The organism is Citrobacter sp. W9 (genome assembly GCF_026719375.1).
Taxonomy (GTDB): domain Bacteria; phylum Pseudomonadota; class Gammaproteobacteria; order Enterobacterales; family Enterobacteriaceae; genus Citrobacter; species Citrobacter werkmanii.
Genome location: NZ_JAPPTE010000029.1, coordinates 36,228 through 47,925, shown reverse-complemented (window position 1 = coordinate 47,925; position 11,698 = coordinate 36,228). Strand labels below are relative to the sequence as shown.

The 11,698-nt window shown below is 53.4% G+C and carries 15 protein-coding genes; 8 read left to right on the top strand and 7 right to left on the bottom strand.

Annotation, left to right across the window (positions count from 1 at the left end):
- The first annotated feature begins 750 nt into the window (after positions 1 to 750).
- Positions 751 to 1,047, top strand: coding sequence for a hypothetical protein (locus tag OOJ59_RS25420; RefSeq protein ID WP_268063537.1), 297 nt, complete (start codon positions 751 to 753; stop codon positions 1,045 to 1,047).
- Between the two features lie 466 nt (positions 1,048 to 1,513).
- A complete protein-coding gene (locus tag OOJ59_RS25415) occupies positions 1,514 to 1,903 on the top strand; it encodes a hypothetical protein (protein WP_104456135.1) in 390 nt (129 codons plus the stop codon).
- Between the two features lie 80 nt (positions 1,904 to 1,983).
- On the opposite strand, the gene OOJ59_RS25410 is transcribed toward OOJ59_RS25415, so the two are convergent.
- From OOJ59_RS25410 to OOJ59_RS25400, 3 genes are all read right to left on the bottom strand, one after another.
- Positions 1,984 to 2,325, bottom strand: a complete 342-nt coding sequence (locus OOJ59_RS25410) for a hypothetical protein (protein ID WP_268063536.1) — start codon at positions 2,323 to 2,325, stop codon at positions 1,984 to 1,986.
- A 211-nt stretch (positions 2,326 to 2,536) separates the two neighbouring features.
- Positions 2,537 to 2,830 carry a type II toxin-antitoxin system RelE/ParE family toxin gene (locus tag OOJ59_RS25405; protein WP_059167471.1) on the bottom strand — a complete coding sequence of 98 codons (294 nt, stop codon included), beginning with the start codon at positions 2,828 to 2,830 and terminating at the stop codon, positions 2,537 to 2,539.
- Positions 2,818 to 3,105 carry a CopG family ribbon-helix-helix protein gene (locus OOJ59_RS25400; RefSeq protein WP_104456134.1) on the bottom strand — a complete coding sequence of 96 codons (288 nt, stop codon included), beginning with the start codon at positions 3,103 to 3,105 and terminating at the stop codon, positions 2,818 to 2,820. The genes OOJ59_RS25405 and OOJ59_RS25400 overlap by 13 nt, the downstream gene beginning before the upstream one ends.
- 204 nt (positions 3,106 to 3,309) lie before the next feature.
- Here OOJ59_RS25400 and parA point away from each other — a divergent pair, with 204 nt between their 5' ends.
- Together parA and OOJ59_RS25390 are read left to right on the top strand one after the other, a co-directional pair.
- A complete protein-coding gene (gene parA / locus OOJ59_RS25395) occupies positions 3,310 to 3,939 on the top strand; it encodes a ParA family partition ATPase (RefSeq protein WP_104456133.1) in 630 nt (209 codons plus the stop codon).
- A 20-nt stretch (positions 3,940 to 3,959) separates the two neighbouring features.
- Complete coding sequence (locus OOJ59_RS25390) at positions 3,960 to 4,157, top strand: plasmid partition protein ParG (protein ID WP_104456132.1); 198 nt, start codon at positions 3,960 to 3,962, stop codon at positions 4,155 to 4,157.
- A gap of 883 nt (positions 4,158 to 5,040) precedes the next feature.
- On the opposite strand, the gene OOJ59_RS25385 is transcribed toward OOJ59_RS25390, so the two are convergent.
- The 3 genes from OOJ59_RS25385 to OOJ59_RS25375 are packed head-to-tail and all read right to left on the bottom strand — an operon-like array spanning position 5,041 to position 5,653.
- Positions 5,041 to 5,190 (bottom strand): hypothetical protein, encoded by a 150-nt coding sequence (locus OOJ59_RS25385; RefSeq protein WP_158003968.1) that lies wholly within the window; start codon positions 5,188 to 5,190, stop codon positions 5,041 to 5,043.
- A complete protein-coding gene (locus OOJ59_RS25380) occupies positions 5,187 to 5,396 on the bottom strand; it encodes a hypothetical protein (protein ID WP_104456131.1) in 210 nt (69 codons plus the stop codon). The genes OOJ59_RS25385 and OOJ59_RS25380 overlap by 4 nt, the downstream gene beginning before the upstream one ends.
- 14 nt (positions 5,397 to 5,410) lie before the next feature.
- Positions 5,411 to 5,653, bottom strand: a complete 243-nt coding sequence (locus OOJ59_RS25375) for a plasmid replication protein RepB (RefSeq protein WP_104456130.1) — start codon at positions 5,651 to 5,653, stop codon at positions 5,411 to 5,413.
- Positions 5,654 to 5,861: 208 nt separating this feature from the next.
- On the opposite strand from OOJ59_RS25375, the gene mobV reads away from it, so the two are divergent.
- The 4 genes from mobV (at position 5,862) to OOJ59_RS25355 (ending at position 9,911) form a co-directional block, all read left to right on the top strand.
- Positions 5,862 to 7,061: a MobV family relaxase gene (mobV, locus tag OOJ59_RS25370; RefSeq protein ID WP_268063535.1), complete on the top strand. Its 1,200-nt coding sequence runs from the start codon at positions 5,862 to 5,864 to the stop codon at positions 7,059 to 7,061.
- Positions 7,062 to 7,372: 311 nt separating this feature from the next.
- Positions 7,373 to 7,585 (top strand): Rop family plasmid primer RNA-binding protein, encoded by a 213-nt coding sequence (locus tag OOJ59_RS25365; protein WP_104456128.1) that lies wholly within the window; start codon positions 7,373 to 7,375, stop codon positions 7,583 to 7,585.
- An 829-nt stretch (positions 7,586 to 8,414) separates the two neighbouring features.
- On the top strand, positions 8,415 to 8,753 hold the full coding sequence (locus OOJ59_RS25360; RefSeq protein ID WP_268063534.1) for a hypothetical protein: 339 nt from the start codon (positions 8,415 to 8,417) through the stop codon (positions 8,751 to 8,753).
- Positions 8,754 to 9,068: 315 nt separating this feature from the next.
- On the top strand, positions 9,069 to 9,911 hold the full coding sequence (locus tag OOJ59_RS25355) for a tetratricopeptide repeat protein (RefSeq protein ID WP_268063533.1): 843 nt from the start codon (positions 9,069 to 9,071) through the stop codon (positions 9,909 to 9,911).
- Positions 9,912 to 10,102: 191 nt separating this feature from the next.
- On the opposite strand, the gene OOJ59_RS25350 is transcribed toward OOJ59_RS25355, so the two are convergent.
- Positions 10,103 to 11,680 (bottom strand): methyl-accepting chemotaxis protein, encoded by a 1,578-nt coding sequence (locus OOJ59_RS25350; protein WP_001323889.1) that lies wholly within the window; start codon positions 11,678 to 11,680, stop codon positions 10,103 to 10,105.
- Between the last annotated feature and the right edge of the window lie 18 nt (positions 11,681 to 11,698).

Sequence of the window (11,698 nt, the reverse complement as noted above, 5' to 3'; positions counted from 1 at the left end):
AAGTTTAGCGGCACTTTGCCGTATCTTTCAAGCTAATTCCCTCTTTACACCCGTTACCGAAGGCCACCACCTTTGGCGCTTTGTCGTACCCGCACGGATTGGAAGCATGAGTTTGTTGCCGTGTGTGGGTGTGGTTGGTCGGGCAGAACGGGGAAATCTCACATACTGCCCAGCGTGTGATCGCGCACCACAGCCGCCCACGATTCGCAACCGTGGGGCATCTGCAAGCAGAGCGTAACGGGGAACCAACCACGGCCAGCTCTTAAAAAACGGCGCGGCAGTCTGGCCATCAGGCGGAGGCTAAAGCAGATGCAGCAAGGACGGGGTGTGTCTCTGGAGCGCGTGAGAGGGAGCTGCCGCAAGCAGTCTCGATAGTCCGGAGCAAGGCGAGTCAATCTTGTGTAACTACGTTATTTTTAACGTAGCCAAGCAGGAGGGCTCTCCTATCTTGAAGCGCAGCGGAAAGATAGGAGAGCCCGCTGACTGTGGAGCTTGGCGACATCCTTTTTGCGCGGCCTTTGGGCCGTTGTTTTTGAGCTCTTTAAGCCCCAGCGGCACGGCACAGACCGCAAATTCAAATCATAAGTGCAACGCTCACTGTCGGCTAGAGGTCAGGCCAGTGCGCATAAGGGGGCGTTACGTTAAATCGGACGCCCTTTTTGCCGCCTGTCATCCTGCAAAACGCTGGGTTTTGCAGGGCGTTATCTCCCATACTGCGCCGCACCATCCCTTGTGTCGGAGAATGACTCCATGGAAACCATTACCCATCCCACCCTGGTGCAACTGGTGGCCGCCGGTGCCGTGCGCGTCGTGGTCGCCGTCGGACAACCAGGCGGCTGGACGCTGCTGGTGCGCTACGGTCTGGCCGAACGTGCCCTCGCCGCCCAGCGCAGCAAGCAGCTCAGAGTATTTCGCAAGCTCGATACCATGGTGCTCTATCTACAGCAGATCGGGGTCAGTCGCTTCGAGGTGGATGCGGCAGGCTTCATGGCTGCCCAGAGACAGCCTCAGGGCTCCTGTGCGTATTCCGGTGAAGTTGAACAGTGATTCCGGAATCTGTGAACACCATTTCCGGAAAGTATGCGGACAGGGATTCTTCGAGCAGAAGCTGAGCTTTGAGGGGAGGCATCTTTTCGACTCACCGAACAAGCCAGCAGCCAAGCGCAGCGCGGCAATTGTGGATCCAAGACGTTGGAACCGGACGGTTCATCTGGCATCAGAGTACGTGCACTGAGGTGTCCGGAATCGGTGTACAAGCAAGCCGGAATCAGCGTTCATTTTCAACCGGAATAGGTGTTCATTTTCGACCGGAATATGCACTCCTGAACATAAAAGCGATGATGCGCTTCTCCATTCCGAGGCAAAATTACCAAAAAAACCAATGTCCGTGAGCGATAGCGAGACGTGTCCAGCATGGCCGATATGAGGACTTTGAGAGACTTCAAGAAGCTAAAACTGCGGGTAAGGTAAGATGCATCCCAATAGGGTCATTGTTGTGCTGGATGGAGTATTTATGAAACGGATGATACCGCTGGCGGTGCTATTAGCGTTGCTGAACGGCTGTGTTAGCCATCAGGATGATGTACAGAACAACGTCAAACCTGTGGCCGATGCTGAGCCTACAGTGATTACAGTAAGTTCCGATGACTACAAATTAGTATGGTCAGGGACTGATGCTGTTATCAAATGGAATAATGGCACCTCGAAGAGATGTCATTTATTCGACGTTAGACGCGGTGTGGATTACGCGGCCGTCCCTTATGTTGGGACAACGTTCAAATGTGATAATGGTAAGAGCGTTGGGCTGAGACAGATTGAAGGCTCCGATTACGCAGAGATGCTATTTCTTGATGAAAAGGGTGATCTCGTTATACGCGAAAGAGTATGGGTTTATAAGAACTAAGAAAAATATGGTTCGAGAGCACATAAGGGGCGCTACGGTAAGCTGGAGCCCCTTATGTGCGGTGCTGGCTAGTCTGCGGCCTATCTCTCTTCAATGACCAAGTCAGGGCTTTTTTCTATTCCAGGGCGAGTATATTCGCTGTCGCTTTCATTTAAGCAACGGAAGTAAATGGTTACCGTTGTGTCTATATCCATTCTGGTTTTCGCAGTGTTTTCATTCAAAAACATAAATTTTTTACCAAGGCTATTACACTTTTCTGCCCCTGAGTTAAAAGCACTTTGACGGGCTGACGCAGCATCACGGAAACCATCTGCAGTGGCTGAGACCGAATATGTGTCTTTGCCAACCTCAAGAACGTTACTCGTAGAGACGCAACCACCCAAGGCTAGAGTAAGTAGTACTGCTGTTGCTTTGTAATTCATTGATTTTATTGCCCTTGTTCTTATCTGAATGGGTGATTGTGGATCATCCAACTCTATCTTTTTTTTTATATAAAAATCAAAGCATTCAGTGATTATTCAATTACCAGTGGTGGCTGTAACTGGTACGGGTTTGGATTTTGGGGTGGTTATATAAATCCAGCATCTCATTGGTGGCTAACGGCCAAGATCAAGATGGCTTCTAGTAGCATCATCATGAGTAGCCCACTTCGCGCTGATGGCGGACAGCGAGCACCACGATAACGTCCGGTTCAATGCGATAGCGGGCTAAATAGCCGCTGTCTCCAAAGGGGATCACCCACTCACGAAACGCCTCTGGTAGTCCTTTAATGGGGCGGCCCATTGAGGGTTGGGCTGCGAGCTGGCGTAGGGACAGCTGGATTGTTGTTGCTGCCCGCTGTGCGACCTGCTGGCTTTTAGGGCGCAGGAATTCACGTAGGCGTTGCAAGTCTCGCAAGGCTGCAGGGGCAAAGATCACTGGTGGCATGCCGGAGGCGCTCCTTCGGCATCAGTGCCCCAAGAGGCTAGCCACTGATCCACATCTTGAGCGGTGGCATAACGGCCAGTCTCCTGGAACTCCTGCCAGGCCTCCAGAGTGTCACGCTGGAAGGTCTCGCGCAGTTCTTCGCGTTCGACGTACTGGCTGATTGCTTCGCGCATGAGCCAATGGGCAGAGCGTTCGCGGGAGGTTGCCAAGCGTTTGATGCGTTCCTGGGTGTCGGCGTCGAGTTTTATTGAGACCGGTTTGGATTGTGTGGGCATATCGGTACTCCAAGGTAATACCAGTAATTACCCATAGCATACCATTGAGCTCATTTTCTGGATCAGGTTTTTGGGCTGTGAGGGCTTCCGGTATCCAGCCAGGGCAACAAGGGGCGGCAACTCTTCACACTGTGTTCTTGCACTTAAAACTCATTTGATGTTTTACTCTTTTACTCATTCACTCTATTGAGTTAAGAGGTGGGCATGCTGGTTATATCGGTATTGAACCAGAAAGGAGGGAGTGGCAAAACCACGATTGCCACTCATCTGGCGCGAGCCTTTCAGTTGGCTGGTCGCGATGTGCTATTGATCGACAGCGATCCTCAGGGAAGTGCAAGGGACTGGTCCGCTGTCCGTGATGAGCAACCGGTGCCAGTGGTAGGGATAGATAGGCCAACCATCGAGCGCGACATTAAGGCTGTTTCTCACAAAGATTTGATCGTGATTGACGGTGCCCCGCAGGCTGCGGATCTGGCTATATCCGCCATCAAGTCCAGTCATTTGGTGCTGATCCCCGTCCAACCATCCCCTTATGACATTTGGGCAGCCTCCGATCTGGTCGAGCTGGTGAAGCAGCGGATCGAGATGACTGATGGGAGGTTAAAGGCGGCGTTCGTTGTGAGTCGCGCCATCAAAAACACCAAGATCGGAGCTGAGATTCAGGCCGCTTTGGAAGGGTATGGCCTCCCTGTGCTGGCGTCCCGTATTACCCAGAGCGTAGCCTATCCGAGCACGGCTGCTACCGGGACAACCGTTCTGGATGCCGAGCCAAACAGCAACGCAGCCCAGGAAATCCGTGACCTTGCCGCTGAGGTGTTGGAAATGCTCAATTGAGTTAATGAGGGTATGAGTAAATGAGTATTTTGAAGGCTGGCCGTCCCAGCAGCGAAAAACGGGCGATGACGATGGGTGACATATCCGGCGTAGACAAGATGAAACGGGTGAATTTCGACTTGCCGGAGGCGCTTCATACGCGACTAAAAACCTATGCGGCATCCCAAGGGAAGTCGATCAAGGAGGTATTGACCGAGTTCGTCGAGGGGTTGGTTTGATCGCCGAGAGCTCGGCATGGTTTTGGTAACAGTTACCAACCATCTGAAAAATCAGGTGTTGTTTTTGCGTATGATCAGGATCCACCTCTTGCACTGATCTTGATCTGGCGCGTATGCTTTCGGCCAGAAACGAAAAAACCGCCTTGGCGGGCGGTTTTTCGAAGGTACTCGGAGTTGGCGCTCTTTGTACCTGGTAACGGCTCCGTAGAGGGAAGCAGCTACCCAAAGTCCCAATAAGTTTAGCGGCACTTTGCCGTATCTTTCAAGCTAATTCCCTCTTTACACCCGTTACCGAAGGCCACCACCTTTGGCGCTTTGTCGTACCCGCACGGATTGGAAGCATGAGTTTGTTGCCGTGTGTGTGTGGTTGGTCGGGCAGAACGGGGAATCCTCACACACTGCCCAGCGTGCGACCGCGCACCATAGCCTCCCTGGACTCGCAATCCAGGGGCACCTGCCACCAGAGCGTAACGGGGAACCAACCACGGCCAGCTCTTTAAAAACGGCGCGGCAGTCCGGCCTACAGGCGGGGGCTAAAGCAGGTGCAGCAAGGACGGGGTGTGTCTCTGGAGCGCGTGAGGGGGAGCCGCCGCAAGCGGCCTCGATAGTCCAGAGCAAGGCGAGTCTATCTTGTGTAACTACGTCATTTTTAACGTAGCCAAGCAGGAGGGCTCTCCTATCTTGAAGCGCAGCGGAAAGATAGGAGAGCCCGGCTGATCACGGAGCATGGCGACATCCTTTTCGCGGCCCTTGGGCCTTTGTTTCTTCTCGAGATCGCATTAAGAGAGAGGATCTTGGCGAGGGGGGTAACTGGCGAACCGTAGGCCGTCCATCAGGCCGTGTTTTTGGCCTGTGGGCGGGCCAGTTATCCCCGGAGCGGGTCTTATGGTTTTTGCGCATGCGCAATGTTCGAGGTTGCGTTGGGCTTACTCTCACGTCGCTTTGCCAGCTTTGCTTTCATCAACATCGACGCTGCTTGCATGTCGGTACGCAGCGCTTCAAGTTCCTGCTCGGTTAACTGCCTTACTGTCATCGATCGACCTCCAGACCCAGCGCCTGCAGCTTGTCCCGCCATTCCTCTGCCGGCAGAGTCTCGTAAATCAGCCCGCCCTCAACGCTGATGAAGGAGCCGAAATCGATCAGGCGCACCTCTTCCAGATCGGCGGTTGGGGTACCGTCCACGAACAACCAGAGGGCGTCTTGGTGCTCCTGGATAGCGTAGTGGGGTTTCCTGTCCATAATGCGCTCCCTGCTTAGCGGCTGCTCAGATCGACCTCAATACGGCGAAAGCCAATGTTTTTGGCGGTGTTAGCGGCGGCATCGATGGTCTTGAACACGCGCCAGCCTCCGCGCTGGCGTTCCAGTACCAGCGTCTCATTTAACCGGCCAAACTTCACCAGGTGCAAATGGTATCCGGCCCCCATCGGGGTCGGCACGATCATCGCTTTGGCGAACCCGCCCTGGTCAAACGTCCACTTGGCTTTCAATTCTTCCATTTCAATATCCTATATTGATGGTTCAAATTTGAGTTTTGATTGTGGGCTGTTAGCTATCAAAATGCAAATATGATTGTTCGTTATTTGGTTTTGATTTGCCCGCAGCGCGGGTCGAGCGGACAATTTGGAGGGCGAAGCCCGTAAAATTGTGTAGTGAGTCCACATCCTTTAGGATGGGGGCAGTGCTTTCACCTCCAGAGCCCTCCTTATGGCCTTCGCTATTCTCCGCACGCAAAAGCTCAAAGCCGCTGTCGCTGTGCGCCGCTCCCTCAAGCATGCCTTCCGTGCCCAGAATACCCCCAACGCCGATCCGGCCCGCCTCAAGGAGAACAGCCACCTGGGCGCGAACTCGGTCGAGGAGGCGATGAAGGCGTTCCAGAACAGATTGCCGGAGAAGATCAGGAAGAACGGGGTGCTGGCGATCGAGTACCTGATCACCGGCAGTCCGGACGGCATGAACAGCAAGAGCCGGCGCGACCAAGATGCCTACTTTACCGATGCGTTGGCGTGGCTCAAGGAGCGACACGGGGCAGAGAACCTGATCTATGCAGGCATCCACCGGGATGAAACCACCCCGCACCTGTACGCCTATGTGGTGCCCCTGGATCCCCAGGGCAAGCTCAACTGCCGCCACTTCCTGGGCGGGGCCAAGGCGCTGTCCCAGATGCAAACCGACTTTGCCGAGCGGGTCGGCCAGCGGCACGGCCTGCAACGGGGCATCGAGGGCAGCAAGGCCAGGCATACCACCGTGCGCCAGTACTATGCCGCCCTGCAGCAGGAGACCCCGCCCCCCTTGGCGCTCTCCGGGCAGGCCACCACGCCCCGGGTGCTGAAGAAAGGGATCCTGACCAGTCTCCACGAAAGCCCGGAGCAGGTGGCCGAACGTCTGACCGCGGCCAGCCAGGCGCACTATGCCCCGGCCCTGGCGCGGGCCAAGGAACTCGCCGCCACGGCGCAGGCCAAGGAGACCGAACTGCAGGTGCTGCGGCCGCTGGCCGAGGGACTCCCCCCGGAGGAACTGGAGGCGGTACGGCGCTTTGCCGCAGAGCTGAGGGCCGAGGCGGCCAAACGCCAGGAGCAGGAGCGCCGGGTGGCGGCGTTGCCGCACCTGGTACGCAAGCACGGGCCGGTGGCCACGTTCGCCCGGCTCGCCATCGAGGCGATCAAGCAGGTGGCGGATGCTTGGCAGGCGGTGGACTGGAAGGCGCTAGAGCAACGGGCTTTCAAGCAGATCATGCAGGATGGCTGGTCGCCCAGGAGGGGGATGAAGGAGATCGTGGATCACTCCCCCGCTCATGCCGGCCAGTCCCAGGAACAGCTCAACGCCGTCCTGGCATCCCTGTCCGATCAGCCCATCGTGGATAAGCCGCCCAGGACAAAACAACCAGGGTCAGGGTACAGCCGCTAAACGCGCCGAAAGTCCCCGTCTCCCACAAAAAAGCATCACACCCAACGCAGCTTTCGCTGCCCGTGCGCAAGCCTTGTACCACAAGGCTTGCAGGCGAAAACGCGAGAGGGGCTGAGGCCAGGCAGGGCCTAGCTTGCGCGAGGTTTCGCGGCGGGTGTGGCAGGCTGCCGCGCAACGCTTGCCGACTCCCCAGCCGGGGGCGACAGACTGCGCTAGTCGCTCCCGGCTGGGGAGTGAATCAAAATTAAATATCGAACCATCAAAAGTTAAATTTGATAATGGGGCCGCTGGCCCCACTCGGGAGGAAGCCAATGGACAAGAAGCAAAAAGCCGCCCTGAACATGGCGAAATTCATTAAGGGGCAATCCTTGGAGCTGCTGGGGCGCCTGGAAGAACTGGAGATGGACGAGCGAGCCGAGCAGTGCGAACGCCTGCACGAATTGGCGGAGGTATTACTGTTGGCGCTACAGGAGGATCTGCAGGACGAAGATACAAGCGTTTCGCATGCGAAACTGGGCTGTTAACAGTGGGGCCACTGGCCCCACCCTTTAAGCTACTAGGCGGCTTTGTTCGCTAAACGGTACAGATTGCTTTTGATGTACTCGTGGAACTGACCGTGAGTCACATAGTGGCTCCCCTGCTTTCTCTTGAGTTCCTCACCCATAGTGACAAGAGTGGTCCGGTTTGCACTGGACTCGGCTTTGTTGACCTTTCGGAGATGGTAATTGAGCTCGTGTTCTTGGCTGAAGTTGACGTACTCGTGGTCACTTAATCCCATAAACATTGATCCCTTTGTCTCTCGGGCTCCGGTATTGGTCCCGTATGGGTAACGTGAGGTCGTTTTTTGTTCTTTTCAAGGTGAGAAATTGCTGGATAAGCGCAAAGTTTGGGCTCCCTCCAGATCTCTGTGGAGACCACCCCAAACCCCCTGTTCCTAGCGTCTTTGCCCTGAACTCGGATCGGCCGCGCCGCCCGGCCAAATTGCCGGTCAAACCGTCACAAACTTTCAGCGCCAAAAGGCGCAGTGTTGCGGCCCAACACTGCGCCTTTTTGGCTGCTTGAGGAGTCTTCTTGGTGGGCTGCGAGTTTTCGCATGCGAAGACTTCAATTGAACATAAAAGGCGTTATGCGCATTGTAAGGCCTCCGAAAAAGCCAATTTCACCGCATCATCGGTTCTTACGCTCTCCCAATGATCAGGATGGCGCATAACATCATGCACTTCGTATCGATCCGCATTAAATCATTGCTTTGTTTAATGACTCACGTAATAGGCAGGCATACAGACAACCTGTTTTCAAATATGGCGTGGCTAAACCTTAGCCAACCTTCATTTTTTCCCCGAGGACATTTCCATGACTACTGACTACACCCATCAAGACTCTAAGCTAATTTTTTTCTTCCCAGAGACGCATGAGGTCAACCGTTTCAAAATGGTTGAGTACCGTACAGACCATACTCACTTTTTCACGTTTACCCTGAAAAACGAACAACCAAACTCTCGGCTGAATCAGGCTTTGGCAAGGCACATCGAATCTAAGATCCATTCGTTGGTGATCGTGACCCGCAATGACGGTGTAACCCGTAGAGAGAATGTTGTTGTGAGTAAATCAGCAACGAAAGGACCCAATGACTACCATCTGAGCATTATAGGTCCAAGTGATCGCCAGAAAGTTCAAAGCAAACGATGCTAAGCGATCTCCCAACAACCTAAGGGACTTCCGCCCCCTTTACTCTGTCTATATGTATATGTTCAATAGCCGATTTCACATGACAAAACGGCTAAGACAGGGCATTTACTGCCTGAAGGTTTGCAACGCTTCTGAGGCTGTTTGACGACCGGATCCAGCAAGGTACGGTTTGTGCCGCGTTTGGGGGCGAACCGGCCATTTTCGAACATCCACCCTCTTTGGCACACCCATCTGTGAGCCACAGCTATTGCACCTGTATTGCACCTGGCATGGAATTTCCGTCACTATGATCTTTGTTCAAATCTGGAATTTCGTTCGATGAACCTCAAGCAAACCTTCTGCACACTAGCACTGGCCGCGCTATTTACTACCGTAACCCCGCTACTGGCACATCAAGAACCTACTGAAGCCGCAGCTCAGTACGACCTGGCGGATTCTTACTACATGGGTAAGGGGGTGGCGCAAGATGCCATAGAGGCGGTGTACTGGTACCGCAAAGCCGCTAAACAGGGACATGCCGCAGCCCAGTCCAAACTCGGGTGGATGTACCAAAACGGCCTTGGAGTGCAGAGTGACACCAATATGGCGATATACTGGTATAACAAAGCCGCCGAACAGGGTTATGCCGAAGCCCTACGCCAACTTGGTATGTTTTACGCCTACAGCAGTGAGCCAAAGGAGGTCAAACTGGCGCTGAACTTGACTCACAAAGCCGCTGAACAGGGTGATGCCAAAGCCCAACTTACGCTCGCAGAGATGTATAACGACAGCAGGGTAGCAGGGGAAGACGCCAAACAGGCGGTATTCTGGGCCCGCAAAGCCGCTGAACAGGGTTATCTCGAAGCGCAGCTCTACCTGACATATTTATACGGCTACAACGAGGTCGTGCAAGACGCCAAACAGGCAGTGTACTGGGCTCGCAAAGCCGCCGAACAGGGTGATGCAGAAGCCCAGCTCAACCTGGGCACGATTTACATCACCGGCCAGTTTGTCGCGCCAGACCTTAAGCAGGCCTACATCTGGAACTCAGTGGCGGCAGCTAATGGTCACGCTTTGGCAGCCGCAACTCGCGACAGTATCGCGAAACGACTTACTCCAGCAGAGTTAGAGGCAGCACAAGAGACTGCCGCTCGTTATTTTGAGCAGTACAAACCCAACTAATTGGGGGAACCGCAGAATTCGGAAAAAATCGTACGCTAAGCTAACGGTGTTCTCGTGACAGCTCTTTGACTAGGCTTTCTAAGGCCATTCTGATAGCCCTGACTTCCTGAAAAGCCATGGCTAAAATTTGTGCGGCTAAAAGGGATAACCGATGGTAAAGTAAGTTATCCCTGTCGAGATACTGAAAAGCGTTATCCTCGTTTTTCCCAAAACTGTTTTGCCAGTTCGCTCAGAGCGCTAGTTAACTGAGCGACAGATTTCGCACTTTGCAAATTATTCTGCCCGGTCTGTACATTGGTATCAGCAGCATCGCGTATATTGATAATACTGCGGTTTATGTCTTCACTTACTGCTCCCTGCTGCTCGACCGCAGTCGCTATTTGCGCGTTCATGTCGGTAATTTCGTTAACGCGTTGGCCAATTCCATCAAGAGCTGTAGCTGCTTCCTCTGCGTGAGCTACACTCGTGTGCGCTTGCCGACTACTTTGCTCCATGACTGTAACAGCGGATTGCGCTCGCTCTTGTAGAGCGCTGATCATGCTTTGAATATCCGTTGTCGATTGCTGTGTGCGAGCAGCAAGACTGCGAACCTCATCGGCGACAACAGCAAAACCACGCCCCTGCTCACCAGCACGCGCGGCCTCAATTGCTGCGTTGAGTGCCAACAAATTCGTTTGCTCGGCGATCCCTCGTATAACGTCAAGAACTTTTGATATCTCGTTACTTTGACCTTCAAGCTCATGAATAACCTGAGTGGCTTGCCTAATTTCACCTTCAAGGGCAGTGATTGACTGGCTTGTGTGGGCTACCAGACGCTGGCCAGATGCCGTCTCAGTGTCTGCTCTTCCGGCCGCATCTGCAGCATGCTGTGCATTGCTCGCAACCTCTTGAATGCTTGCCACCATTTGGTTTACTGCCGTTGCTATTTGATCTGTCTCTGCCTGCTGCTCAACTGTAAGTACATTGCTTGACTCAATATCCTTTAGTAGGCCTCGGGTGTGTTCGCTAAGCCGATTTGATGCATCACCTATGCGACCTACTATGGCGCCTGTTTCAGCTTGCATCATTCGTAAAGCAAACTCTATTTGGCCAAACTCATCGGTGCGCCCAGTGTAGAGGGATTGACTTAATGGGTTATTGGAAATATTCCTGGCTCTTTCAACCAGTCTTCCAAGAGGAGAGAGAATAGCCAAAACACTAACAGAGCTTAAGCTTCCTGACATTAAAGTGGCTAACAATAAGCTGCTTATTGATGTATCAGTAAGCATGCCGGCAGCCATTGCGCTTGATATAATACTACCCCATATGAGCAAGAGTATTTTCACGGAAAAGCTAGCAGCCAATTTCGGCCTCGCGGCCTTCCCGCTTCTCAATTGAGCATATAATTTTTCCGCAGCCAAAACCTGCTCAGGTTCAGGCTTGGTCCTTACAGACTGGTATTCAACAATCGAACCATTCTTAGCTATTGGCGTTACATAAGCACTTACCCAATAGTGGTCGCCATTTTTACAGCGATTTTTTACTAGCCCCATCCATGAGCGGCCAGATTTTAATGTACTCCACATATGCTCAAATGCAGCAGGCGGCATATCTGGGTGTCTTACGATGTTGTGAGGCTGGCCTAATAGTTCTTCCTCAGTGAAACCACTGATTTTAATGAAGTCAGGATTAACGTACGTGATATGGCTTTGAGGGGAGGTAGTCGAAAGAATATTGGCATCTTTTGGGAGTTCTAAGTTTCGACCCGTCACTGGTAAATTCTGGCGCATAAGAACCTCAAGGGTTGG